A 25,309-nucleotide genomic window follows, 5' to 3' on the forward strand; every position below is an offset into this window, starting at 1 on the left:
TGTGTTAATTGAGGTTTATATGAATGAACTGCGCATTGGCTTGGTATCCGTCTCTGATCGTGCATCGAGCGGTATTTATCAGGACAAAGGGATTCCGGCATTAGAAGAGTGGCTGAAAAGTGCGATTACCACCCCTTTTCAGATAGAGGCTCGTCTGATCCCGGATGAGCAGATCATCATTGAACAAACCTTGTGTGAGCTAGTGGATGAAATCGGCTGTCATCTGGTTTTGACCACTGGTGGAACCGGCCCCGCACGCCGAGATGTGACGCCTGATGCTACATTAGCGGTTGCAGACCGTGAAATGCCGGGTTATGGCGAACAGATGCGTCAGATTAGTTTGCAATTTGTTCCAACGGCAATTTTATCCCGTCAGGTTGGTGTTATCCGCAGGCAGGCGCTGATTTTGAATTTGCCGGGGCAACCAAAAGCAATCGCAGAAACGTTGGAAGGCTTGAAAGACGAAAATGGCAAAGTTCTGGTATCCGGCATTTTTGCCAGTGTGCCGTATTGTATCCAATTGCTAGATGGCCCATATGTGGAAACCGATGATAAGGTAGTCGCGGCTTTTAGACCGAAAAGTGCTCGTCGTTGAACAATGAGTTGATTGTAGAAAGAATCAAAAAATCGAACTTTTATCCGCCACCTATCGAAAGGTAATTTCAACATTTTAAGCTTATAATTAGTTTGGTATTGTTGATTAGTTTGTTTGGAATAAATTTCGGGGTGAAAAAATGCAACGGTCAAAAAAAGTAAGGACTGGTTTTATTGTTGGCTTGGCATTGGTTATGAGTGCAATGGCACCAACGGTGACGCTAGCAATGGAGGCAAAGGCGACGGTAGCTCAGTTAATTAATCAGCGCCTTTCTTACATGAAAGATGTGGCGGGATACAAGGCTGAAAACCATTTACCTGTTGAGGTTTTGGCTCAAGAAAAGAAGGTTCTTGCTAAATCAATAAGTGAGGCTGAATCTTTCGGATTAAATGGAGAATCAGTCACACCGTTCATTATAATTCAGATGAATGCGGCAAAGGCGATTCAATATCGCTATCGAGCTGATTGGTTGCCTCTCCCTGAAAATAGTTGGCAACCGAAGCCGCTAGATGATGTTCGGATTAAAATTAGCGGGCTGAGTACGGAAATCCTCCAACAAATTGCGATCTTGCTCAAAGCCGGAGAGAAAATAAGCGTTTCTGACAAGGAAATGTTTATGAGGAATATTCAACAACACAATTTAAAGGATTCGGATAAACAGCAAATTTTCTCTGCGCTTGAGAAAGTGAAATTAAAATAAATCACAGTCCCTCGCCCTTAGCAAGAAAAGCCGGTCTTTTTAAAGTGAGCTTTTGGAGCTGGATTTGCTTTACGGTTTTTTAAGCTACCAGCAGCACATACAGCAACAATCTGTTTCGGCATACAGATAACCCTGCCTGATATCACGAGACACTGATCATGTTGTACAGGGCTTGATACCTCTCAGATTAAAGCGGCTTTATAGTTTTTCACTGAACGTCATATGTTAAAAGTAATCGCCTACGGGCTAACTTGCGCCTTGTATCTTATTGATGGTAACTCCTCGGAAGTTAAATTTGACGTATACAACGTCAAAGACAGTGTGCTGATAAAACCGAACCCAAAGACTAAGCTTTTTCCTTAACTCCTGCCTGTAATTGTGGTGATAATTTGTTTTTTAGGTTGACAAAATCGACATTATTCATGACATTCATGCATATTGGCATGACAAAAAATCATTTTTGATTGTCATTATATTTAAGAGGTTGGTTATGAATATCGTTGCTGAGGACATTGTTGCCCTCATAGAAGCGTCCTTGGATGCTAATTATACAGAAGTTAGAAGTGTCAGTAATAGAATAGCTAAATCTATCAGTGCTGATGATATGGATGTTGCTAAAAAAATTAAATCCATAGTAAGACGTAAGGGAGTTCCACTTCGTAGTTCGGGATATAGTGATAGTTTACCTGTTGACCCTAAATCAAGAATGCCTTTAATTGAGGAACACCAGTGGTCAGTGACTCCTATTTTTTTGGGCGAGTCTGAGAGTATTACTTTCAATGCTTTTATTGAAAGTGTTAAGCATCAAAAAAAGCTAATTGAAAATGGGTTATCAGGAAGATTGGGGTTGCTGTTATCAGGTCCACCGGGTACCGGTAAGACATTGATTGCTGGTCATGTTGCTTCTCAACTAAATAGGCCGTTATTCGTTGTCAGATTAGATTCAGTAATATCATCATTATTGGGTGATACAGCTAAGAATTTAAGGCAAATTTTTGATTATGTACCTTCTAGAAACGGCATATTGTTATTAGATGAGGTTGATGCGGTTGCTAAGATACGTGATGATCGGCACGAAATAGGTGAGCTTAAACGTGTTGTGAATACTTTGATACAAGGCTTAGATTCACTGGATGATAGCGCAGTAGTAATTGCGGCAACTAACCACGCAGATCTTTTAGACCCCGCGATTTGGCGACGTTTTCCATATAAAATTCGCTTTGGTATGCCAAACCTAGAAGTTAGGGAGTCTCTTTGGAATCATTTCCTTTTCCAAGATAAGGGGATATCAAAGGAGTTAAAAGCACTATCTATAATATCAGACGGATTAAGTGGAGCAGATATTGAAACTATAGCAATAGCGGCAAGAAGACAGGCAATTTTGACTAATTCGGATATTGATATTGTAGCGGTCATTCAAGCAATAATTGGGGGTGATTCACATAACTCGATTATACCTTACAGAGAAGGGTTAAGCTCGGATAATAAAAAAAACATCGTTAATTTGCTTTCCGAAACTAAATTGTTTACTCAGGCTGAAATCGGTAGTTTTTTGAAACTAAGTAGACAGACAATTTCAAGCTATCTTAAGGAATAGGAATTATGGCTGAGGGTGTTAGAAGTCCTTTATTAAATCCTGTACTATCTTTTTTAGATAAGCCAGTTCCCAATACAGTGAGTGGTGGCGGGAAAAACTCTAAAGGTATAATTTGGGCACGATTAGATGATCAAAAAGAGAAGCTATCGAAAGAGCTTAGACGTATTAGCGAAGATGATGGTATTGTTTCCCATTCAGGTAAAATTCATCTATTAGCTAAAATGTTTGATGATTCTCTTGCACCATCTTGGACCCCTGATGATTTATTTGAAGCAGATGATTTAACAAGAATAGTTGCTCCGGCTTTTGATGGATACTTAGTCGAAATCTCAGGTTCTAGAATCTCTAGTTTGATTGAGAAAATAAAAAAAGCGAAAAATGCTCGAATTAAAGTCGATATTTCTCGTCTTGAAAGTATTATTGGTTTTGATAAAAATCAAGTATTACGAGGAAGAAAGGCAAAAGCTGTTTTTGAAGCGTTCGATGATGTAGAAAAGCAATTCAATGTTTGGATTTTACCATTCCATGATAAAAAAGCAAGAGTATCTGTTAAGAAAGAACTTGAAGAATTTGCTAATCAGAAGATTATTGGTTTTGGTCATTCTAAATTTGATAATGTTTTTAAAAATGAAGAAATACAAAAAAAGGGAAATAGATATTTCCCAAGAAAATTGGATGAGTATTTAATCGACGGAACATTATCATTTACCACGGTAATAAATAATTTAGAGAATTTTAATAAGTTAATTAGCTCTGGTATTGTTTATAGAATTGAGCCGGTACATAATGTTTCAGCAAAATCAGTGCCACCAGGTAGCGGTAAAGAACCGATACCTAATTTATCTAACTTGAAAAATATCCCAACAGTAGTAATTGTTGATGGTGGTTGCTCTGCTGTTTCTTATTTACCTTTTAACGTAATGAGTATTACTCCATTAGTAGATCAGCATGATGCAGATTTAAAGCATGGTAATAAGGTTACTTCAGTAATTTGCCAAGGATCTGCATGGAATAATAATCTTGCTTTACCTGAGTTGGCGTGCAAGTTTATTAGCGTTCAAGCAATTAATAAAAAAGGAGTAGTTATCCAACCAACGACCGAACAATTTATTAACTATCTTAGAGATGTTGCTAATGAGACAAAAGGGATATCTCAGGTATGGAATCTTTCATTTAATGAGAGTGAGCCATATTATTCGAATGAAGAAATTAGTTATTTAGGGCATGAAGTTAATCGAATTGCCCGTAAGTTTAACATATTACCAATTATTTCAATCGGTAATGTAAGCAGATCAAATAGTATAAGATTGTGTCCTCCTGCCGATTGTGAATCTGCTTTAACTATAGCGGGACGATGTGCGGATGAAAATGGTATGGCAACTACACCTTGCTCGATGAGTTTGCGAGGGCCTGCTCCGGCAGGGATGAAAAAGCCGGAACTATCTTGGTTTTCAACGTTACGAATGATTGGTGGGGTAATAGATACTGGAACTAGTTATAGTACACCTCTTATTTCATCAATAGCAGCACATGTGTTTAAAAATCTAAAAGAACCTACTCCTGATTTAGTTAGAGCATTGTTAATAAATAAAGCTGAGAGGTGTGCACATGATTTGCGTCTAGGTTGGGGCTCACCTTGGAAAGAAGGTAATAACCTTCCTTGGTATTGTGATGAAGGGACAGTTACTCTCGCTTGGAATAGTAAAATTCGTGCAGGGTTTGCATATTATTGGAATGATATTCCTCTACCTACTGAAATGTTGGAAGATGGAAAAATTAAAGGAGAAATAATATTAACAGCAATATTAAAACCCTTGGTTTCTGAATTGGGAGGCGAAAATTATTTTGCTACTAGGCTACAGTGCTCTTTGCAGAGCATTAGTAACGACGGTAAAGTAAAAAATCTTCTTGGTACTATGAAGGAATCTAAAGAAAAAGAACTTCAGTCTCGCCAAGAGTTAGCTAAATGGAGCCCGATAAGACATCATGGAAAATCTTTTTCAGGAGTATCCGTTGATAATACGAAGTTAAGACTCTATGCTCGAATTTTTACCCGTGATTTATATCAGTTTGATATGTCATCACACCATGAACTATCTGAACAAGAGGTATCATTTGTCTTAACTTTTAAAAGTCACAATAAAGATTTTGGTATTTATAACACAATGAAACAACGTTTAGGACCAAAAGCTGAAGTTGGAATAATTGAGCAACATATTGATATTGATAATACAATATACCCTATGGATTTCAAGTTGCATCGCGACGGCAAGGGAAAGAATCCCTGGGAGCATAGATAACTATGTGACAGGGGTGAGTGCAGCCAACAAAGAGGCAGCTTGAAAGATGACGGGTATAGACATTGAAAAATGGGATAGCAATATGCTCATAACGGACTGGAAGAGGGGGAAAAATTTGCCTTCTTCCAACCCGCGGTTTATTACGGTTTTATCTCGCCAATGGGCAGAATAGTGCGTCCATACTGCTCATTCAGCACTTCCGCCATTGCCAGATAAAATGCGCTGGCACCACAAATTATCCCTTCATAACCGGCAATCGTCAGAAGAGTGGTATTTCCGGTAAAGTTGCCAATCGCTAACAAAGCGAACAACAGTGTCAGGCCACCAAAGATAAACTGTAGTACGCGGTTAGCCTTGAAGGTGCCAAAGAACATAAACAGAGTAAACACACCCCATAGGCCAAGATATACCGCTAAATATTGGCTGCTGGTGGCTTCTGCCAGTCCCATTTTAGGCAGAAATAATAACCCGACCAGACTGAGCCAAAACAACCCATAGGAGGTGAAAGCCGTTGCGGCAAAGGTATTGCCTTTCTTATATTCAAAAATCCCTGCCAGTACTTGAGCCAGGCCGCCGTAGAAAATGCCCATACTCAGGATAACGGATGCCAGTGGAAAGAAACCTGCGTTATGCAGATTAAGCAGAATGGTTGTCATGCCGAAGCCCATTAGCCCTAAGGGGCCGGGGTTAGCCAATTGATTCGCGTTCATAAGTCCTCTGAAAGAAAGTCATATACCCGTCATCTTTCAAGTTGCCTCTTTGTTGGCTGCACTCACTCACCCCGGTCACATAGTTTTCTATGCTCCCGGGGATTCGCTCCCTTGCCGTCGCGATGCATCTTGAAATCCATAGGGTATAAATAGCAAAGGTGGCGAATCATAATGATCTGTCAGCAATGAAACAATAATCTTTGAAATAATAAAAAGGTTTTTTTTTCGCATCCCCCCTTGATGATAGCTTTAACGACCCCATCTTATAATCAACCGCAGTTGCTAATCGCTGTCCTATACAGCCGGTGTTATAAGCAAGGGTGAGGAATCGCGTAGAGGCAAAAAATAGGTGCCATTGAAATGCAGAGAGTTATCCTCATATTGATTAGCAACTTGATTGATTACGAATTTCTTTGGAGGCGTTTAGATGGGTAAAATTATTGGTATCGACCTGGGAACTACCAACTCTTGTGTAGCTATTATGGATGGCACGACAGCTCGTGTGCTGGAAAACAGCGAAGGTGATCGCACAACCCCTTCCATCATTGCTTATACCCAGGATGGAGAGACTCTGGTTGGTCAACCGGCTAAACGTCAGGCTGTTACTAACCCGCAAAATACGTTGTTTGCTATTAAGCGTCTGATTGGCCGTCGTTTCCAAGACGAAGAAGCGCAACGCGATGTAGCTATCATGCCATACAAAATTATTGCGGCAGATAATGGCGACGCATGGCTGGAAGTGAAAGACCAGAAGATGGCTCCTCCTCAGGTTTCTGCTGAAGTTTTGAAGAAAATGAAGAAAACGGCAGAAGATTATCTGGGTGAGCCAGTGACTGAAGCGGTAATCACCGTACCTGCATATTTTAACGATGCTCAGCGTCAGGCAACCAAAGATGCGGGCCGTATCGCAGGTCTGGAAGTAAAACGTATTATCAACGAACCAACGGCCGCTGCACTGGCTTATGGCTTGGACAGAGAAGTGGGTAACCGTACTATCGCGGTTTATGACCTCGGTGGTGGTACTTTCGATATCTCTATTATCGAAATCGATGAAGTTGACGGCGAAAAAACCTATGAAGTACTGGCGACCAACGGTGATACTCACTTGGGCGGCGAAGATTTCGATAGCCGTATGATCAACTATCTGGTTGACGAATTTAAGAAAGATCAGGGCATTGATCTGCGTAACGACCCATTGGCAATGCAACGTCTGAAAGAAGCAGCAGAAAAAGCTAAAATTGAGCTTTCTTCTGCACAGCAGACTGATGTGAACCTGCCATATATCACCGCAGATGCAACTGGTCCTAAGCACATGAATATCAAAGTGACCCGTGCGAAATTGGAATCACTGGTAGAAGATCTGGTTAAACGTTCTATGGAGCCTGTACGAGTTGCATTGCAAGATGCCGGCCTGTCAGTTTCTGATGTGAACGATGTCATTCTGGTGGGCGGTCAGACCCGTATGCCAATGGTACAGAAAGTGGTTGCTGACTTCTTCGGTAAAGAGCCACGTAAAGATGTGAACCCTGACGAAGCGGTAGCAATGGGTGCTGCGGTACAGGGCGGTGTTCTGGCTGGTGATGTGAAAGATGTCTTGTTGCTGGATGTTACACCACTGTCTCTGGGTATCGAAACAATGGGTGGCGTTATGACTTCCCTCATTGTGAAAAACACCACGATCCCAACCAAACACAGCCAGGTGTTCTCTACGGCGGAAGACAATCAGTCTGCGGTAACTATCCATGTGTTGCAGGGTGAGCGTAAACGTGCCGGCGATAACAAATCTTTGGGCCAGTTCAATTTGGATGGTATCCAAGCAGCACCTCGTGGTATGCCTCAGATTGAAGTGACTTTTGATATTGATGCTGACGGTATTTTGCATGTATCTGCCAAAGACAAAAACACCGGTCGCGAACAGCAGATCACTATCAAAGCCTCTTCTGGTCTGAATGAGGACGAAATTCAACGTATGGTTCGTGATGCAGAAGCTAACGCTGAATCTGATCGTAAGTTTGAAGAGTTGGTACAAACGCGTAACCAAGCAGATCAACTGGTTCACGGTACCCGTAAGCAAGTAGAAGAAGCGGGTGACAAGCTGCCAGCAGAAGATAAAACTGCAATTGAAAGTGCTATCACTCAGCTAGAAACCGCAGCGAAAGGCGAAGATAAAGCGGATATTGAAGCGAAAATTCAGGCTTTGGTTCAGGCTTCCGCTAAGTTGTTGGAAATTGCTCAACAGCAGGCTCAGGCTGGTGCAACCGCAGATGCTGGTGACAGTGCGAAGAAAGATGACGACGTTGTAGACGCTGAATTCGAAGAAGTTAAAGATAAAAAATAATAGCCCTTAGCGGGCGCGGTGACAGTTAGATGATGACAACTGTTGCTGATTAACCGGCACGGGCGTTGAGGGAACTCTGCGCCCGTGCGCGTATGTTAAGGGTAAAATAAGAGATGGCGAAAAGAGATTATTACGAGGTTTTGGGGGTTTCCAAAACAGCGAGCGAAAAAGAGATTAAAAAAGCCTATAAGCGGCTGGCGATGAAATATCATCCTGATCGTAATCAGGGCGATAAAGAGGCAGAAAGCCAATTCAAAGAAGTTAAAGAAGCTTATGAAATTCTGACGGATGACCAGAAACGGGCTGCTTATGATCAATATGGTCATGCTGCTTTTGAACAAGGCGGCATGGGCGGCGGCGGAGCTGATTTTAGCGATATCTTTGGTGACGTTTTCGGTGATATTTTCGGTGGTGGTCGTCGTCAACAGCGTCCAAGCCGCGGTGCTGATTTGCGTTACAGCATGGAATTGACGCTGGAAGAAGCGGTTCGTGGTGTGACCAAAGAGATCCGTATCCCGACACTGGAAACTTGTGATATCTGTCATGGTAGCGGCGCTAAAGCAGGAACCAGCCCTGTAACCTGTTCAACCTGTCAAGGTGCTGGTCAGGTTCATATGCGTCAGGGATTTTTCACCGTTCAGCAACCTTGCCCACACTGTCATGGCCGTGGTCAGATCATCAAAGATTCTTGCCATAAATGTCATGGTCATGGGCGAGTTGAAAGATACAAAACCCTGTCTGTCAAAATCCCGGCGGGTGTGGATACCGGTGACCGTGTTCGTTTGAGTGGTGAGGGTGAAGCGGGGGCTAAAGGCGCACCCGCAGGTGATTTGTATGTTCAGGTACAGGTGAAATCACACCATATTTTTGAGCGTCAAGAAAGTAATCTCTATTGTGAAGTGCCGGTTAACTTTGCAATGGCGGCACTGGGTGGAGAAATCGAAGTTCCAACTCTCGATGGCCGTGTGAAATTGAAAATACCTGCGGAAACCCAGACAGGTAAAATGTTCCGCATGAAAGGCAAAGGTGTTAAATCTGTCCGCGGTGGTGTTCAGGGTGATTTATTGTGCCGGGTAGTGGTAGAAACGCCGGTTAAATTAAATGAAAGACAGAAAGAATTACTGCGCGAATTGGGTGAATCTTTCGGTGGGGCCGGCGAAGAAACGAATAGCCCACGTTCTAAAAGTTTCTTCGATGGCGTAAAGAAATTTTTTGATGATTTGACCAAGTAAATATCTTCACATAATAGAGCTGGATTGTTAAATAAAGCTCGAATTATGGGTAAAAAGTCCTCGTTTTGGATGAGGACTTTTTGTTTTGGTTAAGAATTATAAACTAAACGTAATTTGTGTGAGCAAATTATAGGCATCATCCTCTTTTGGTGTCACTGATGGGTGATGAGTATACGATAAGCTATTAGTCCAATAGATTCCGTTATAAACACGATAACTATAGGCTACGGAAGCGGTTGCACTATAACTTTCAGCAAGTTGACCATTGCGAGAGAAATAATTTTTTGCATCGTCACTGAACTTATTATAAGCCAGACCAAAAGTAACCATATCGTTTGGACGCGAATCAAATGGACCAATACTGAACAGTGATAATGAAATGTCGGCATTAAACAGGTTACGATCTTTTGGCGCATAGTTGGCTTTACCGTCAATATACCAGCCACGGAAAGGCATTGACGTATCCGGCTTGGTTATTTGGTGGGTAGCTGCGATATAATGAGAGTAAGTGTAATCTTCATACTCTGAATTGTTATAGTTAAAATAAGGTGTTTTATTGAATACCGATCCACCCCGCAGCCAGATCATATTCTCCGTTTCATTGGCATTAACACGATAACCTAATTCGTTGATGACTAAGGTTCCTGCACTGGGAAGTTTCCAGCGCAGACCATAGGTATTATATTTTGAATCGGTTTTTAAACCTTCTGAGCTTTGACTTCTGGCAACGCCAATGTGGTCATACCAACGTTTATTTTCCGATAAAAACCGAATATCTATCGATGGACTTGGTTTGCTAATGGTTAGTCCAGCTTGGGACAACATCACACTGGTTGGCCCTAGCGCTGATGATGCTGTACTGCTACCCAAAAATAAGCCATAAAAATGGGAGAGTAGTGTCGTATAGCCATAATTTAATATGACTCGATCATTCAATAAGGGTTGATTAATGGAAAAGGCTGAGACAAAAGGATGTCCATCTTGACCATTATTTTTGAAGTTATTATAAGCATAGGTTAAACCTAAACGCAGTTGCGCTTTATCAGTGAAACCAATCCGTGATAAATCATAAGTGAGTTCTGTCGCGGCGATATTACCGGTCGTTAAGCGCTGTCCCATATAATTGGGATTAGGCGTATTTTTCCAGCTTCTTGATATATCGTAGGTTAGATTAGTAAGTAGTTGAAAATTTGCATAAAAGCCACGATCGGCCATCTCTTTTCTAAGGCCGCCCCATTCAGGAAATACTGTATCGCATGCAGATGAAACCGAAGGTGTTTCTGGTCCTCTTGGTAAAAGGGTATCATACGAGTGACAGTTATTTTCCGCTGCTACCGTGATATTGTTATAAAGCAAAATAAGTGGAATCGTGAGTAAAAGAAATTTATTGGTTATTTTCATTTTCTACCTCCGGGGCTTGAAGGGTATTACCGTGACTGCTGATCACCTCTTTATACCAACTAAAACTTTTTTTACGCCGCCGTTCTAATGTCCCATTACCTTGGTCATCGCGATCGACATAAATAAACCCGTACCGTTTTGACATTTCTGCTGTAGAGGCGCTGACCAAATCTATTGGCCCCCATGAGGTATATCCTAATAATTGAACACCATCTTCAATGGCTTCCCGTATCTGAAATAAATGATCGTTGAGATAGTTAATCCGATAATCATCAATAATAGAGCCATCGTCTTGAATAACATCCCTGGCACCCAAACCGTTTTCTACAATAAACAGGGGTTTCTGGTAACGGTCATATAGCATATTGAGAAGATAGCGAATGCCTTGGGGATCGATTTGCCATCCCCATTCTGAGCTGGACAGATAAGGATTTTTCACCGGATTAATGATATTCCCTGAGGTCTTGATAATCTCAGGATTTGTCGTTGCACAGCTACTCATGTAGTAACTGAAAGAGAGAAAATCAACGGTTTCTTTGAGTGCTTTTTTATCTTCATCTGTGATATCAAGTGTAATATTTTGTTCTTCAAATAGACGGGACATATAGGATGGATAATATCCACGAGCTTGTACATCAAAGAAGAACAACCATTCGCGATTCTTTTTCAATGATTCTAATATATCATCAGGGTGACAAGTCAATGGATAATAAGGGGCCGCTGCCACCATATTACCTATTTTTGCATCAGGAATAATTTCATGGCAGGCTTTAACTGCTTTAGCACTGGCAACTAATTGATAATGTAGCGCCTGATAAATATCTTGAATTTTACTTTTTTCTGGTAATCCTGCGCCGGTAAAACAAGAGAATAAAGACATGTTAATTTCATTGAATGTCAGCCAATATTTTACTTTATGTTGGTAACGTTTAAAAACAGTTCTGGTATAATGGTCAAAAAACGCAATTGTTTCACGATTTCCCCAACCACCATATTTTTTTACTAAGCCATAAGGCATTTCAAAATGGGAAAGCGTAATGAGTGGTTGAATATTATATTTTATCATTTCGTCAAACAGGCGATCATAAAAAGCTAAACCATTTTCGTTCGGTATTTTTTCATCTCCTTCAGGAAATATGCGTGTCCAGGCGATAGAGGTTCTCAGGCATTTAAATCCCATTTCAGCAAATAGCGCAATATCTTCGGGATAACGATGATAAAAATCGATGCCAATATCCTTAATATGAAAATCACCCAAACTGCGTTCCATGCTGTGACCAATGACTCCACAAGGTTGCATATCTGAGGTTGATAACCCTTTGCCATCTATTTGATAGGCACCTTCAACTTGATTTGCCGCCAGCGCTCCTCCCCAAAGGAAGTTATTTGGAAATTGTTTTTTCATGATTTTCCTCTTGTTAATTGCTCGTTAAACTTGGAAGATATTCTCTTAATATGATTCTTCATTTCAGAGTTTAAATTAATTTTTTGCATGGGATGTTATTAGTGGAACTTTTACTTCTGATGGCAAACCGAATAAATAGGTTGCGATACAGGAGAAGACAAATGAACCTAACGAACCTAATATGACACTCCAGAAAGCACTATCTATGCCGGCGGGAGAAATAAATGAGGTAAACGCAAAGATACCCATGCCGCCAACGTTATATGCTGTTCCTGAATAGAAACCGACAATTGCCCCGCCAAGCGCCCCACCAATACAACCGATAATAAATGGACGTTTTAGTGGTAGTGTGACACCATAAATAGCAGGTTCGGTGATGCCAAAGAGACTTGATATCAGTGCGGTACCTGATAATGTTTTCATATTCTTATCACGTGTACGTAAAAATACCCCCAGAGTTGCGCCTGCTTGACCAAATATTGCTGGCTGGAGCAGTGGGGAGAGCATATCTTTTTTCTGGGTCATCATGTTATTGATCATTATTGGGATAAGTCCCCAATGCAGACCGAAAATGACACAAACTTGCCACAATGCACCCATAAAAAGTCCAGCAATGACCGGATTTAATTGATAGAAAAAGAGATATCCGGCAGCCAGGCTATCACTGAGCTCTGTTGCTATAGGGCCAATAACTACAAAAGTCAAAGGAACCGTAATCAATAGACACAGGAAAGGTGTGGCAAACAGTTTGACGGAGGAATGAAACCAGCTATTAAACTTCTTTTCCAGCAAGCAGCTAAACCATGCTGATAAGATAATGGGAATAACGGTTGAGCTATAATTAATGAAAGAGATAGGAATGCCAAGGAAATTGAGGTGAACAGCAGGAGTCGTTTGCGAAAGTTTAAATGCCTCGGTCATGGTGGGATAGGTTAAAGCGGCCCCGATAACCATCGTAATAAACGGGTTGCCTCCGAACCGCTTACCTGCGGTATACCCTAATAAAATAGGCATGAAATAGAGCATGGCATCACCGGTAGCGTATAAAATTTTATAGGTCCCGCTGTCTATGCTCATCCAATTGAATACGTTGGATAAAGCGAGAATGCCTTTAATTAATCCGGCGGCGACCAATACACCTAATAGCGGGGTAAAAATACTGGAAATAATATCAATGGCGACATCAAGAATGCGTTTTAAACCTCTGGCGTTATCTCGTTTTATCTCTTGCTGTGAAGTTATATTTTGTGCTGCTTCTGCATCATCTTGTAAGTATTTATGATTAATATCATCGTAAACATCCCCTACGTGACTACCGATGACGACCTGATATTGCCCACCACTCTCTACTACGGTAATAATTCCCTTAGTCTGTTTGAGTAATTCGCTATTGGCCAGACTGCTATCTTTAAGTTTAAATCGTAAACGAGTCGCGCAATGGACCAGGCTAGATATATTCTCTTTCCCACCTATTGCGCTAACTATTTTCTCTGCCAGACTTTCGTATCTCATTAGACTTCCCCTTCATTTAATACGCTGAAAACAGCGAAAGACCGAATTTAAGGCAAAAAAAAACCTAATCCATCATCTACAATCGTCCTGGAATAAGGGGATCGTGACGTGATGGATTAGGTTTTGCCCGACGTCAGTCGCAACTAAGTCGGTAACAAGCCTATATCAGTTGGTCAAAAACTAATTACTCCTTGCGATACTTGCAAGTTATTAAATGTAATTTTGGTAAAAATGTGATGCTTATCATAAATACCTTGGGTAAGTGGATATGTTGCTGTGTCGTTGACTTTGTAAAAATAATGCCTTAGCCTGAAAGATAACATAATGAATATAGTGTACAGGAGTGTTACTGATAAGATCAGGCACAACCAGGTCACAAATATATTTCACCTATTTTATAGGCTTAGGTTGGCGCATATAATAGTTTATCCTGTAAGGTATCTCTTTTGTTAACGATAGTAAAACTCATAAATAATAATGTCGTTCTTGCCATTGATGAGAATAATAATGAAGTTATTCTAATGGATAAGGGCATAGGTTTTAATAGAAAAAAAGGTGATAGGCTGAATATTCAAGATGTTGCAAAAGTCTTCACTGTTGAAAAGAACGATAGAATTAATCAAATTATTGCGACTATTCCAGTCTCAGTTATAGAGCTAACCGAGAAAATTATCGCATTAGGGAAAGATCTTCTTGGCAAATCTCTCAACGATTCATTACTCATTACTTTGTCAGAGCATTTAAACTTTGCATTTGAGCGTGTGAGTAAAGGATATCAGATTGGTAATGTCTTACAATGGGAGATCCCTCATCTTTACCCGTTGGAATATGAAGTCGGTAAACAGGCGCTTATCTATATTAATGACCAGATTGAAAAACCATTACCGCCGATAGAAGCCTCATTGATTGCCTTGCATTTTGTCAATGCTCAATATGAAGGGCAAACAATGGGAGATACATTAAAATTAACGAATTTGATTAATAAAACGGTTAAGCTCATTCATTACTATTTTCATGTTAACCTTGATACAACCTCGGTAAATTACTCTCGTTTTATTACGCATTTGCGCTATTTCCTGATTAGACAAAATAAAAATGAGCATTCTTCTGCGATTGAGGTGGATTTTTCTCTGCAAGAGTTGATAGAAGAAAAGTATTTCAAAAGCTACAACTGTGCAGTTAAGCTAATTAAATATCTGAGGGAGAAATACCAATGGAAAGTGCCCGATGATGAATTGATTTATTTAGTCATTCATATAGAACGGGTGGTTAATGATAGTTATAAGGGCAGAGAATGATAAGTAAATGGATCGTCAAATAAGTGTCAATCGCTAATGGTATTAGATGAGTATATTTATGTGATTTAGATTTTTTGGGTAACAGATTAGAGGTGGGGGATAAAATGAGAGATGAAGATTTTTCAAAAGAGATCATTAGATTTATTGGCGGACAAGAAAATATAAATAAAAGTTGGCATTGTGTTACCAGATTGCGTTTTAATATTATAGATGATAGTAAAATGGATATTGCTGCGATTAGAAAAATGCAGGGGGTTATTGGGGCGCATTTTCACAGCGGGCAATTACAAATAATTATTGGTAATAGAGTTGTTGAAATATTTAGTGAAATAATTAAGCAGTTAAAAGAAAATGAAGGAAATCATTATGGTCCAAAAAAGGGTTTCATTAGTCATATTCTTGACGTCATTTCAGGCATATTTGTTCCCATATTGCCAGCAATTGTAGGGGCGGGTTTACTTAAAGGCGGATTAATTTTTTTCTATATGATGGATTGGGTTTCAGAGCAGAGTAATGAGTATAAGTTATTATATATTTTTTCTGATACACCTCTCTATTTTTTGCCTGTTCTTTTGGCTTTTTCAGCGGCAAGAAAATTTAAAACAAATGAATTTATTGCCGCCACATTAGCGTGTATTTTAATTTATCCAACATTATCTGACCTTGTGAGCAGTTCTGGTGGCGAATATTTCAATGTATTTGGTATTACTATTCCCGCTATTCATTATAGTTATACTGCCATTCCAATTATTTTAGGGGTTTGGTTGCTCAGTTATATTCATAGATGGGTAGATAGGTTTATTCCAACGGTATTGAAAATAATATTTACACCATTATTGGTCTTATTAATTTCTGCACCTATTTTATTGATTGTTGCTGCACCGTTGGGAAATACAATTGGTTTGTATATTGAAAAGTGGCTTTTAATATTATTTTCCGTGGCTGGACCGTTTGCGGGATTATTGTTAGGTGGATTGATACCTATTTTAGTTATTACTGGGATGCATTATGCCTTTTTGCCAAGTGTTTTTGCTAACTTTAAGTCTCTTGGATACGATTTTATGTTATTACCTATCAGTTTTGCGAGTAATATTGCACAAGCTGGTGCGACATTAGCAGTCGCAATTAAAATTAAAGACAGGCAAATGAAATCATTAGCTTATTCATCTTCATTCTCTGCTTTTTTAGGCGTAACTGAACCTGCAATGTATGGCGTTACGCTTAAATTAAGAAAACCTTTTTATGCTGCATTAATGGGTGGAGCCGTTGGTGGCGCTATTATAGGTATTTTCTCTGTGAAAATATTTGCTTTTAGTGTGCCGGGATTGGTGTCATTACCTTTTTATATGCAAAAAGATAGCAATAATTTTATTTTTATTTTGCTTGGCATTTTTAGTAGTTTCTTAGTGGCATTTATATCCACTTTATTAATGAAATTAGAATCTAATGTTGATTCTATAGTATTAATAAAGCCATGCTTTTCAAAAAAGAAGAAAATCATATTACGTTCTCCGATGACCGGCACAATAGAATCTCTCTCAAGAGTACCTGACGATACTTTTTCTGAAAAAATTATTGGTGATGGTATTGCTATTATTCCTACCGAAGGTGTGGTTAAATCGCCTTTTAATGGTAAGGTTTCAATGATTACTCCGACTGGACATGCTATTGGTTTAATTTCCGATCAAGGAGTAGAGTTATTAATTCATATTGGTATTGAAACGGTAGGTTTGCAAGGCGCAGGATTTAATTTACAAATTATAGAAGGGCAGAGAGTGGTTGCCGGTGAGGTATTAGTTAATTTTGATCTGGAATTTCTTCAAGAGAATAAAATTCAGATTATATCGCCAATTATCGTCACTAATAGTGAGGAATATCACTCAATAATGCCGACTAAAAGAAGAAGAGTTATTGGATGTAAAGATGATTTGTTGGTTATTAATCGATGTTGATTTGTTTTCCAAGTAATTAGTGTATGTTGATAATATTCTTAATGCTTTTTTTTATTTAAAGATTGCGATATGACCAGTTTTAATACCTGTTAATTATTCATGCTGTTTTCTCGTTATTATTGTCTTATTTTATCTTTTCTGTCGAATTCTTAGAAATTATCTAGCTATATAAATTCTGAAAAAATATATTTTTCATAATATTAAGTCATATTGAATACTCATATTTTGAGGTGAAAAATTAAACAATCTACATTGACAATTAACCCTAAAAGGGCTACTTTTTATTGTGTAATAATATAAGGTAGCGGAATGGCCGCAGCCTGACATCCCTAAAAAGGAAGAACGATGAGCACTACTGAAATGACTACTGCTGAACTCGAAAAAATCCACGCTGAAATAGCAAAATTAATGGCAGAAACGACAAAGATAAATCGTGAGGCGACGTGGTATCCGATTGTTGTTGCTTCTACTCTTATTGGTGCGGTAGCGACTATCACAACTCTATTGCTCAAATTCATTTAATTGATTGGCCCCGTAAGGGGCTTTGTTCTGGAATACTTATGCGACTGATCGGCAATTATTCTCCTCCTACTACAGAAGATCTCATTAAACTCAAAGAAGAATTAGGTTTCACGGGAGAACAAATGGCCGATTTAGCGGGAGTTTCCGGTAACAATCAATGGAGAAAATACACGGGTGGGAAAATGCCACGTGTTATTTCTCCGCACATTCTATTTTATATAGCAACACAGTTAACACTATCAGAAGATGATTTAAACCGCATTTTGGCTAAGATGCGGGAAATTGGTGCTAATGTAAGATAAATAGGCACGCTCCACTTAACGATTTCCTCTGATTGATAATCTATTTTATTGAGATGTAGATCATCAATAGATCGGTTATAGCGAATTATTCTGGTCATAAAATCGATTTTTTTCGAAACCATAGCTAGAGTACCATTTAAGTCCGATCAGTTTCAGAGGTTAATCATCGTGACAGCAATTATTCGTCAATTCCTGAAATTAGAAGCGGCTGGAGGGCTTCTTCTTATCATCACTGCCATTATTGCGTTGATAATGGCAAACTCGCCATTACAGGGTATTTATCAGCAATTTCTTAATATTTCGGTGGCAGTACAATTCGCTGCACTGGAGATCAATAAGCCTTTGTTGTTGTGGATTAATGATGGCTTGATGGCGGTCTTCTTTTTGATTGTTGGTTTGGAAGTAAAACGGGAACTGTTGGAAGGCTCTTTGGCAGGGCGTGATAAGGCACTATTTCCGGTGATAGCGGCGATAGGTGGTATGGTCGCTCCGGCACTAATATATCTACTCTTTAATGGCAATGATGAGTTTACCCGTCAGGGTTGGGCTATTCCTGCGGCAACCGATATTGCTTTTGCCTTGGGTGTGATGGCGCTATTGTCTAAGCGAGTACCAACAGAACTCAAGGTTTTCTTGTTGGCACTTGCGATTATTGATGATCTGGGCGTTATCGTGATTATCGCTCTGTTTTATACCAAAACAGTTTCTCTTGTGGCGCTTGGATTGTCAGCGGCAATGATTGCTTTGCTGGTTTGGATGAATTGGCGCGGTGTCGAAAAAACATCGGCTTATCTGGCTGTTGGCACTATCCTTTGGGTTTGCATCTTGAAATCGGGTGTTCATGCAACACTAGCCGGCGTCATTGTTGGTTTTCTGATTCCTCTGCGTGGTCAGAATGGTCATTCACCATCTGAATTACTTGAGCACGGTTTGCATCCTTGGGTGGCGTATCTCATTTTGCCATTATTTGCATTTGCCAATGCAGGTGTAGCCCTGAATGGCGTTACGTTAAATGGTTTGACCGATATATTACCGTTAGGTATTGCTGTGGCTCTGTTTCTTGGTAAGCCATTGGGCATTTTTCTTTTTAGCTATATTTCTATTAAGATCGGATTTGCTAAATTGCCACAGCAGATTAATCTTAAACAGATATTTGCGGTTTCTGTTCTTTGTGGAATCGGCTTTACTATGTCTATCTTTATTTCAGGATTGGCTTTTGAAGGAGCGGATGAATCTTTCAGTGTCTATTCCCGTCTTGGCATTCTGATGGGTTCAACCATCGCTGCGTTTATAGGGTATGGCTTGTTACGAATGGTCTTACCAAAGAAAAAGTGATGGCAGAGTGGGGATAAATTCATTAACTTAGCCAAATGAAGTTCTACATTTTAGAGAAAATTTCTGGACTGACTCATCATTTTTGTATTTGCGGTACAACAACTCAAATTGTATCGCGGATACTTTATGTAGTGAAAAAACAGAAAATCACCGGGAGACGGTGGATTAGTAATGTATGGCTGGCGTTGTCTACCAGACGTAAGCGATACATAAGGAAAAACGTATGCGGGTGTCACATCTGAATTTTAATCATCTCTATTATTTCTGGCATGTTTGCAAGGAAGGATCAGTGGTTGGGGCGGCAGAAGCGCTTTATCTAACACCTCAAACGATCACAGGACAGATAAAAGCGCTGGAGGAGCGTCTGGGAGGGAAACTGTTCAAACGTCAGGGCAGGGGATTAGTGCCATCAGAGCTAGGACAGCTTATTTTCCGCTATGCGGATAAGATGTTTATGCTAAGCCAGGAGATGTTGGATATCGTTAATTACAGCCGTGAATCTAATCTTTTATTTGATGTTGGTGTTGCTGATGCACTGTCCAAACGTCTGGTTAGCCAGGTATTGAAAACGGCGGTTGTGGAACATGAACAGATTCATCTACGTTGTTTTGAATCAACCCATGAATTGTTGCTGGAACAACTCAGCCAGCACAAACTCGATATGATATTGTCTGATTGCCCGGTGGATTCTTCCCAACAGGAAGGGCTGTTCTCGGTAAAACTGGGTGAATGTGATGTGAGTTTCTTCTGCCGACAACCTATCCCGGAAAAACCTTTCCCGGAGTGTTTGGAGGAACGTCGCTTATTGGTTCCAGGGCGTCGCTCTATGTTGGGGCGTAAGTTGTTGACTTGGATACGTAATAAAAATCTTCAGGTTGAAGTACTAGGTGAGTTTGATGATGCTGCGTTAATGAAAGCGTTTGGTATGTATCATAATGCGATTTTCGTGGCGCCATCTTTGTATACCAATGATATTTTTACAGATAATGATATTGCCGAGATTGGTCGGTTGGATGCCGTGCAGGAAGAGTATTATGTGATTTTTGCTGAGCGAATGATTCAACACCCGGCTGTTCAAAGGGTATGTAATAAAGATTTTTCTGCGTTGTTTAATGTGCTATCTAAGAAGCGTACTTAAAAAATAATTGATAGTAACTGCAAACACAAAAAAACCGGCGCAGGCCGGTTTTTCAGTAACTCAAACGCAAATTATTACATTGCGTTGATTTGCGCTGTCAGATTAGATTTATGACGTGCTGCTTTGTTTTTGTGGATCAGACCCTTACAGGCGTGGCGATCGACAATAGGTTGCATGTCATGAAATGCTTTCTGCGCAGCTTCTTTATCGCCAGTAGCGATAGCAGCATATACCTTCTTGATAAAGGTACGCACCATAGAACGACGGCTAGCGTTATGCTGACGACGTTTTTCAGACTGTATGGCGCGTTTCTTAGCTGATTTGATATTAGCCAAGGTCCAACTCCCAAATATATTCTATCGAGGACAATTCAAAGGCCGAGGAATATGCCTGTTCAACCTTCTTTTGTCAATGGATTTGTGCAAATAAGCGCCGTTGTACCGCGGCAACTTGTTTCGTTGTGATGGCGCAGGATTTTATCAGTTTACTTAGTGGGAATACAGTCTTTCACAATAAAAATCTCATTGAATAGTCCAGATAGAAATAAAATGAATATTTTTCGGGATTCCTGCTCGTTTTTGTTGTATGAATCAGGGCTATTGATTTAAATCATCTTATGATGGTGGGTTAACCTTGAGCTTTGTACAAGGTATAATTTGGTAATTTCCAGGGTATTGAGCCAGCTATGGAGCTAATTCGCGGTATACGTAATATCCGGACATGTCACCGCGGTTGCGTGTTGACGATTGGTAATTTTGATGGTGTCCACAGAGGTCATCAGGCACTACTGAAACACTTAAAACACGAAGGGCAGCGTCTGGGATTACCAGTAATGGTCATGATTTTTGAACCACAACCTTTGGAGTTTTTTGCTAAGGGTAATGCTCCTGCGCGTCTAACGAGATTGAGGGATAAAGCCAAATATCTCGCCCAATGTGGAGTGGATTATTTATTATGCGTGAAATTTGATAGAAATTTTGCGGCAAATACGCCAGAAGCCTTTGTTTCACGGTTGCTGGTGGAAAAATTGGGTGTTAAGTTTCTCGCTGTAGGAGACGACTTTCGTTTTGGTCAATCTCGCAGTGGTGATTTTGCCTTTTTGCAGCGAGCCGGTGAGACATACGGCTTTGATGTGACCAGCAGTGAAAGTTTTTGTGATGATGGTTTACGGATTAGCAGCACAGCTATCCGTCAAGCACTGCAAGATGATGATTTGGTATTAGCCGAAACATTATTGGGACATCCATACAGCATTTGTGGCCGGGTCGTTCATGGTAAGCGACTAGGGAGCACTATTGGTTTTCCAACAGCAAATTTGCCGTTAAAACGATTAGTGGTTCCGGTACACGGCGTTTATGTTGTTGAAGTCTATGGTTTGGGAGACCAGCCTTTACCGGGTGTTGCCAATATTGGTACACGTCCAACAGTCTCTGGTCAGGGTCAACAACTTGAAGTACATCTAATTGATACCCAAATGGATCTCTATGGGCGTTATATTGATGTGGTGTTACGCAAAAAATTGCGTAATGAACAGCGGTTTGCTTCCCTTGATGCACTCAAGCAGCAAATTGCGAATGATTTGGTTGCTGCGAAGGAATTTTTTAAGCAGCTACCTGTGTCATGTATCTAGCGGAAAATTGGAATTGAGAATCGAATGAGTGACTATAAAAACACCCTGAATCTGCCAGAAACAGGGTTTCCAATGCGCGGAGATTTAGCAAAGCGCGAACCAGATATGTTAAAACGTTGGTACAAAGATGAGTTGTATCAGGTAATTCGTAAAGCAAAAGCCGGTAAAAAAACATTTATTCTGCATGACGGCCCTCCTTATGCGAATGGCAGTATTCATATTGGTCACTCAGTCAATAAGATTCTCAAAGATATTATTATTAAATCCAAAGGAATGGCGGGATATGATTCGCCATATATCCCTGGTTGGGATTGCCACGGTTTACCCATTGAGCTTAAGGTTGAGCAGATTATTGGTAAGCCGGGGGAAAAATTTTCCGCCGCTGAATTTCGTGCCGAGTGCCGCAAATATGCCAAAGAGCAAATCGAAGGTCAGAAGAAAGACTTTATCCGTCTGGGCATATTAGGTGATTGGGAACGGCCATATTTGACTATGGATTTTAAGACCGAAGCTGACATTATTCGCGCATTGAGCCGTATTATCGCTAATGGTCATTTGTTGAAAGGTGCCAAGCCTGTTCACTGGTGTACCGATTGCCGTTCATCACTGGCCGAAGCTGAAGTTGAGTATTACGACAAAATTTCGCCATCGATTGACGTGCGTTTTAATGCGGTTAATGCAGCTGCCGTTTGTGAGAAATTTGGTGTGCAGGCACCAGATCAACCGGTCTCTTTGGTTATCTGGACAACCACGCCGTGGACGTTGCCGGCTAACCGAGCGATCGCTTTGCATGCTGAATTTAGCTATCAATTAGTACAGATTGAGGGTGAATGCCTGATCCTGGCTGCTGATTTGGTAGAAAGTGTGATGCAGCGTGCGGGTATAACCTCGTGGACAGTGCTAGGGAATTGTGCGGGTGCTGCGTTGGAGTTATTGCGCTTTAAACATCCATTTATGGGTTTTGATTCACCGGTTGTACTGGGTGATCACGTGACTTTGGATGCGGGTACCGGTGCTGTGCATACGGCCCCAGGTCACGGCCCGGACGACTTTGTTCTCGGTCAGAAATATGATTTGGAAGTTGCAAATCCGGTTGGACCTAATGGTTGTTATCTACCCGGTACTTATCCTTCTCTGGATGGCATGTTTGTCTTTAAGGCGAATGATATTGTGCTGAATATCCTGAGTGAAAACAATGCATTGTTGCATTTGGAAAAATTACAGCATAGTTACCCCTGCTGCTGGCGTCACAAGACACCTATCATTTTCCGTGCTACGCCGCAGTGGTTTGTCAGCATGGATCAAAATGGTCTGCGTAAACAATCGTTGCAAGAGATCAAAGGGGTTCAGTGGATACCGGGTTGGGGTCAGGCCCGTATTGAGGCAATGGTTGAAAACCGTCCTGACTGGTGTATTTCACGTCAACGTACTTGGGGTACGCCGATGTCTCTTTTTGTCCATAAAGAGACGGAAGAGCTTCATCCACGTACTATCGAATTGATGGAAGAAGTTGCAAAACGTGTTGAAGTTGACGGTATTCAGGCGTGGTGGGATCTGGAGCCAGCCGAACTGTTAGGTGATGATGCGGCTAACTATGTCAAAATTTTTGATACGTTGGATGTTTGGTTCGATTCGGGATCAACTCACGCATCGGTGGTTGATGCCCGCCCTGAATTCCAGGGTAATGCTGCGGATATCTATCTTGAAGGTTCAGATCAGCACCGTGGCTGGTTTATGTCTTCCCTGATGATCTCAACGGCAATAAAAGGTAAAGCACCTTATCGTCAGGTGTTAACGCATGGTTTCACTGTCGATGGTCAGGGCCGTAAGATGTCTAAATCTATCGGTAATACCATCAGTCCGCAGGATGTCATGGATAAATTAGGGGCAGATATTCTGCGTCTATGGGTTGCTTCTACCGATTACACCGGTGAAATTGCGGTATCCGATGAGATCTTGAAACGCTCTGCTGATGCATATCGTCGTATCCGTAACACGGCGCGTTTCCTGCTGGCAAACCTGAATGGTTTCGATCCTGAACAGCATAGGGTTAAACCAGAAGAGATGGCTGTGTTGGATCGTTGGGCTGTGGGGCGTGCTCAAGCGGCGCAGGCGGACATTACCAAATGTTACGATAGATATGATTTCCACACCGTTGTTCAACGTATGATGCAATTCTGTTCGGTGGAGATGGGATCGTTCTATCTCGATATCATTAAAGACCGTCAATACACCGCTAAGAGCGATAGTTTGGCTCGTCGCAGTTGTCAGACTGCGCTGTATCATATTGCGGAAGCATTGGTTCGCTGGATGGCACCTATCCTCTCCTTTACTGCTGATGAAGTTTGGAATGAGTTGCCTGGCAAACGTGCTCAATATGTATTTACCGAAGAGTGGTACGACGGTTTGTTTGGTCTGGCCGCAGGCGAACCAATGAATGATGTTTTCTGGGCTGATTTGTTGGCTGTGCGTGGTGAGGTTAACAAAGTGCTGGAGCAGGCACGTGCAGACAAACATATCCGTAGTTCACTGGAAGCCGCAGTGACGCTGTACGCCGATAATGAATTGGCGGACAAACTGAATAGCCTCGGAGATGAATTGCGTTTTGTTCTGCTAACATCTCAGGTTGTTGTTGCAGATTATGAGCAGGCTGGTGAAGATGCGCAACAAAGCGAAATCGGTAGTCTGAAAATTGCTTTCTGCAAAGCGGATGGCGAAAAATGTCCTCGTTGCTGGCATTACGCTAAAGATGTGGGATTGGTGGCGGAACAAGCAGAACTTTGTGGCCGCTGTGTAACTAATGTTGCCGGTAACGGCGAAGAGCGTAAGTTTGCCTGATGAATAAACCCATTTGCTCCACCGGCCTTCGCTGGCTTTGGTTAGTTGTTGTGGTATTGATTTTGGATCTGGGTAGTAAGCAGCTAGTGTTGCAACACTTTCATCTGTATGAATCCGTTCCATTGATACCTTATTTTAATCTGACTTATGCCCAGAATTTTGGGGCGGCTTTCAGTTTCCTTGCAGAGAAAGATGGTTGGCAGCGTTGGTTCTTTGCATTCATTGCCGTTGCTATTTCAGTTGTACTGATGGTGATGATGTATCGTGCCAGTGCAAAGAAGAAACTGAGTAATATCGCTTATGCCCTGATTATTGGTGGAGCATTGGGTAATCTGTTTGACCGGTTGGTTCATGGTTTTGTCATCGATTTTATTGATTTTTATGTCGGTGATTGGCACTTTCCAACTTTTAATATCGCTGATATGGCGATATGCATCGGGGCTGGATTGGTTATCATTGATAGCTTTCTAAGCCCGGATGAAAAGACCATCAAAGTGGGATAAG

20 protein-coding genes are annotated in these 25,309 nt (G+C 40.9%); 15 read left to right on the plus strand and 5 right to left on the minus strand.

The features are described 5' to 3' along the window. Positions 1–19: 19 nt before the first annotated feature. The 4 genes from mog (at position 20) to AAC155_RS06735 (ending at position 5,192) form a co-directional block, all read left to right on the plus strand. Entirely contained in the window at positions 20–595 is a 576-nt protein-coding gene (gene mog / locus AAC155_RS06720; protein ID WP_113041518.1) for a molybdopterin adenylyltransferase, read from the plus strand. A gap of 139 nt (positions 596–734) precedes the next feature. After that, on the plus strand, positions 735–1,295 hold the full coding sequence (locus AAC155_RS06725; protein WP_113041519.1) for a chorismate mutase: 561 nt from the start codon (positions 735–737) through the stop codon (positions 1,293–1,295). A 490-nt stretch (positions 1,296–1,785) separates the two neighbouring features. After that, positions 1,786–2,892 carry an AAA family ATPase gene (locus tag AAC155_RS06730; RefSeq protein ID WP_113041520.1) on the plus strand — a complete coding sequence of 369 codons (1,107 nt, stop codon included), beginning with the start codon at positions 1,786–1,788 and terminating at the stop codon, positions 2,890–2,892. A gap of 5 nt (positions 2,893–2,897) precedes the next feature. Beyond that, on the plus strand, positions 2,898–5,192 hold the full coding sequence (locus tag AAC155_RS06735) for a S8 family serine peptidase (protein ID WP_113041521.1): 2,295 nt from the start codon (positions 2,898–2,900) through the stop codon (positions 5,190–5,192). A gap of 140 nt (positions 5,193–5,332) precedes the next feature. Here the strand turns inward: AAC155_RS06735 and satP are convergent, their stop codons facing one another. After that, positions 5,333–5,902 carry an acetate uptake transporter gene (satP, locus tag AAC155_RS06740; RefSeq protein WP_113041522.1) on the minus strand — a complete coding sequence of 190 codons (570 nt, stop codon included), beginning with the start codon at positions 5,900–5,902 and terminating at the stop codon, positions 5,333–5,335. Between the two features lie 427 nt (positions 5,903–6,329). On the opposite strand from satP, the gene dnaK reads away from it, so the two are divergent. Both dnaK and dnaJ read left to right on the plus strand, forming a co-directional pair. Continuing rightward, positions 6,330–8,240, plus strand: coding sequence for a molecular chaperone DnaK (gene dnaK / locus AAC155_RS06745; RefSeq protein WP_113041523.1), 1,911 nt, complete (start codon positions 6,330–6,332; stop codon positions 8,238–8,240). 113 nt (positions 8,241–8,353) lie between these two features. Next, positions 8,354–9,472 carry a molecular chaperone DnaJ gene (gene dnaJ, locus AAC155_RS06750; RefSeq protein WP_011144959.1) on the plus strand — a complete coding sequence of 373 codons (1,119 nt, stop codon included), beginning with the start codon at positions 8,354–8,356 and terminating at the stop codon, positions 9,470–9,472. A gap of 96 nt (positions 9,473–9,568) precedes the next feature. On the opposite strand, the gene AAC155_RS06755 is transcribed toward dnaJ, so the two are convergent. The 3 genes from AAC155_RS06755 to AAC155_RS06765 all read right to left on the minus strand — a co-directional run bounded on the left by AAC155_RS06755 (position 9,569) and on the right by AAC155_RS06765 (position 13,790). Continuing rightward, complete coding sequence (locus tag AAC155_RS06755) at positions 9,569–10,873, minus strand: carbohydrate porin (protein ID WP_113041524.1); 1,305 nt, start codon at positions 10,871–10,873, stop codon at positions 9,569–9,571. Continuing rightward, positions 10,857–12,278: a glycoside hydrolase family 1 protein gene (locus tag AAC155_RS06760; protein ID WP_113041525.1), complete on the minus strand. Its 1,422-nt coding sequence runs from the start codon at positions 12,276–12,278 to the stop codon at positions 10,857–10,859. The genes AAC155_RS06755 and AAC155_RS06760 overlap by 17 nt, the downstream gene beginning before the upstream one ends. Positions 12,279–12,353: 75 nt before the next feature. Further along, positions 12,354–13,790: a PTS transporter subunit EIIC gene (locus AAC155_RS06765; protein WP_113041526.1), complete on the minus strand. Its 1,437-nt coding sequence runs from the start codon at positions 13,788–13,790 to the stop codon at positions 12,354–12,356. Positions 13,791–14,236: 446 nt separating this feature from the next. Here AAC155_RS06765 and AAC155_RS06770 point away from each other — a divergent pair, with 446 nt between their 5' ends. The 6 genes from AAC155_RS06770 (at position 14,237) to nhaR (ending at position 20,337) form a co-directional block, all read left to right on the plus strand. Then, positions 14,237–15,088, plus strand: coding sequence for a PRD domain-containing protein (locus AAC155_RS06770; protein WP_113041527.1), 852 nt, complete (start codon positions 14,237–14,239; stop codon positions 15,086–15,088). A 104-nt stretch (positions 15,089–15,192) separates the two neighbouring features. Beyond that, positions 15,193–17,040: a beta-glucoside-specific PTS transporter subunit IIABC gene (locus AAC155_RS06775; protein ID WP_113041528.1), complete on the plus strand. Its 1,848-nt coding sequence runs from the start codon at positions 15,193–15,195 to the stop codon at positions 17,038–17,040. A 345-nt stretch (positions 17,041–17,385) separates the two neighbouring features. Then, positions 17,386–17,562, plus strand: coding sequence for a hypothetical protein (locus AAC155_RS06780; protein WP_158536510.1), 177 nt, complete (start codon positions 17,386–17,388; stop codon positions 17,560–17,562). A 38-nt stretch (positions 17,563–17,600) separates the two neighbouring features. Continuing rightward, on the plus strand, positions 17,601–17,864 hold the full coding sequence (locus AAC155_RS06785; RefSeq protein ID WP_113041529.1) for a helix-turn-helix domain-containing protein: 264 nt from the start codon (positions 17,601–17,603) through the stop codon (positions 17,862–17,864). Between the two features lie 168 nt (positions 17,865–18,032). Then, on the plus strand, positions 18,033–19,199 hold the full coding sequence (gene nhaA / locus AAC155_RS06790; protein WP_113041530.1) for a Na+/H+ antiporter NhaA: 1,167 nt from the start codon (positions 18,033–18,035) through the stop codon (positions 19,197–19,199). A 223-nt stretch (positions 19,200–19,422) separates the two neighbouring features. Further along, positions 19,423–20,337 carry a transcriptional activator NhaR gene (gene nhaR / locus AAC155_RS06795; RefSeq protein ID WP_112876440.1) on the plus strand — a complete coding sequence of 305 codons (915 nt, stop codon included), beginning with the start codon at positions 19,423–19,425 and terminating at the stop codon, positions 20,335–20,337. A 74-nt stretch (positions 20,338–20,411) separates the two neighbouring features. Here nhaR and rpsT read toward each other — a convergent pair whose 3' ends face one another. Next, positions 20,412–20,672, minus strand: a complete 261-nt coding sequence (rpsT, locus tag AAC155_RS06800) for a 30S ribosomal protein S20 (protein ID WP_112876441.1) — start codon at positions 20,670–20,672, stop codon at positions 20,412–20,414. 350 nt (positions 20,673–21,022) lie between these two features. Between rpsT and ribF the strand changes: the two genes are divergently transcribed. Genes ribF through lspA form a run of 3 tightly spaced genes read left to right on the plus strand, consistent with a single transcriptional unit; the run spans position 21,023 to position 25,308 of the window. Next, positions 21,023–21,967 carry a bifunctional riboflavin kinase/FAD synthetase gene (gene ribF, locus AAC155_RS06805; protein WP_112876442.1) on the plus strand — a complete coding sequence of 315 codons (945 nt, stop codon included), beginning with the start codon at positions 21,023–21,025 and terminating at the stop codon, positions 21,965–21,967. Positions 21,968–21,991: 24 nt separating this feature from the next. Further along, a complete protein-coding gene (gene ileS / locus AAC155_RS06810) occupies positions 21,992–24,805 on the plus strand; it encodes an isoleucine--tRNA ligase (RefSeq protein WP_113041531.1) in 2,814 nt (937 codons plus the stop codon). Further along, positions 24,805–25,308, plus strand: coding sequence for a signal peptidase II (gene lspA / locus AAC155_RS06815; RefSeq protein ID WP_011144971.1), 504 nt, complete (start codon positions 24,805–24,807; stop codon positions 25,306–25,308). Before ileS ends, lspA begins: the two co-directional genes overlap by 1 nt. Position 25,309: the final 1 nt, after the last annotated feature.

The sequence above is a fragment of the Photorhabdus sp. HUG-39 genome (genome assembly GCF_963878365.1).
Lineage (GTDB): Bacteria > Pseudomonadota > Gammaproteobacteria > Enterobacterales > Enterobacteriaceae > Photorhabdus > Photorhabdus kayaii.

What these genes read in the sequence shown, in the direction of transcription:
- mog (WP_113041518.1), top strand. Translation starts at nt 20, where the DNA reads ATGAATGAACTGCGCATTGGCTTGGTATCCGTCTCTGATCGTGCATCG.
- AAC155_RS06725 (WP_113041519.1), top strand. Translation starts at nt 735, where the DNA reads ATGCAACGGTCAAAAAAAGTAAGGACTGGTTTTATTGTTGGCTTGGCA.
- AAC155_RS06730 (WP_113041520.1), top strand. Translation starts at nt 1,786, where the DNA reads ATGAATATCGTTGCTGAGGACATTGTTGCCCTCATAGAAGCGTCCTTG.
- AAC155_RS06735 (WP_113041521.1), top strand. Translation starts at nt 2,898, where the DNA reads ATGGCTGAGGGTGTTAGAAGTCCTTTATTAAATCCTGTACTATCTTTT.
- satP (WP_113041522.1), bottom strand. Translation starts at nt 5,902, where the DNA reads ATGAACGCGAATCAATTGGCTAACCCCGGCCCCTTAGGGCTAATGGGC.
- dnaK (WP_113041523.1), top strand. Translation starts at nt 6,330, where the DNA reads ATGGGTAAAATTATTGGTATCGACCTGGGAACTACCAACTCTTGTGTA.
- dnaJ (WP_011144959.1), top strand. Translation starts at nt 8,354, where the DNA reads ATGGCGAAAAGAGATTATTACGAGGTTTTGGGGGTTTCCAAAACAGCG.
- AAC155_RS06755 (WP_113041524.1), bottom strand. Translation starts at nt 10,873, where the DNA reads ATGAAAATAACCAATAAATTTCTTTTACTCACGATTCCACTTATTTTG.
- AAC155_RS06760 (WP_113041525.1), bottom strand. Translation starts at nt 12,278, where the DNA reads ATGAAAAAACAATTTCCAAATAACTTCCTTTGGGGAGGAGCGCTGGCG.
- AAC155_RS06765 (WP_113041526.1), bottom strand. Translation starts at nt 13,790, where the DNA reads ATGAGATACGAAAGTCTGGCAGAGAAAATAGTTAGCGCAATAGGTGGG.
- AAC155_RS06775 (WP_113041528.1), top strand. Translation starts at nt 15,193, where the DNA reads ATGAGAGATGAAGATTTTTCAAAAGAGATCATTAGATTTATTGGCGGA.
- AAC155_RS06780 (WP_158536510.1), top strand. Translation starts at nt 17,386, where the DNA reads ATGAGCACTACTGAAATGACTACTGCTGAACTCGAAAAAATCCACGCT.
- AAC155_RS06785 (WP_113041529.1), top strand. Translation starts at nt 17,601, where the DNA reads ATGCGACTGATCGGCAATTATTCTCCTCCTACTACAGAAGATCTCATT.
- nhaR (WP_112876440.1), top strand. Translation starts at nt 19,423, where the DNA reads ATGCGGGTGTCACATCTGAATTTTAATCATCTCTATTATTTCTGGCAT.
- ribF (WP_112876442.1), top strand. Translation starts at nt 21,023, where the DNA reads ATGGAGCTAATTCGCGGTATACGTAATATCCGGACATGTCACCGCGGT.
- ileS (WP_113041531.1), top strand. Translation starts at nt 21,992, where the DNA reads ATGAGTGACTATAAAAACACCCTGAATCTGCCAGAAACAGGGTTTCCA.
- lspA (WP_011144971.1), top strand. Translation starts at nt 24,805, where the DNA reads ATGAATAAACCCATTTGCTCCACCGGCCTTCGCTGGCTTTGGTTAGTT.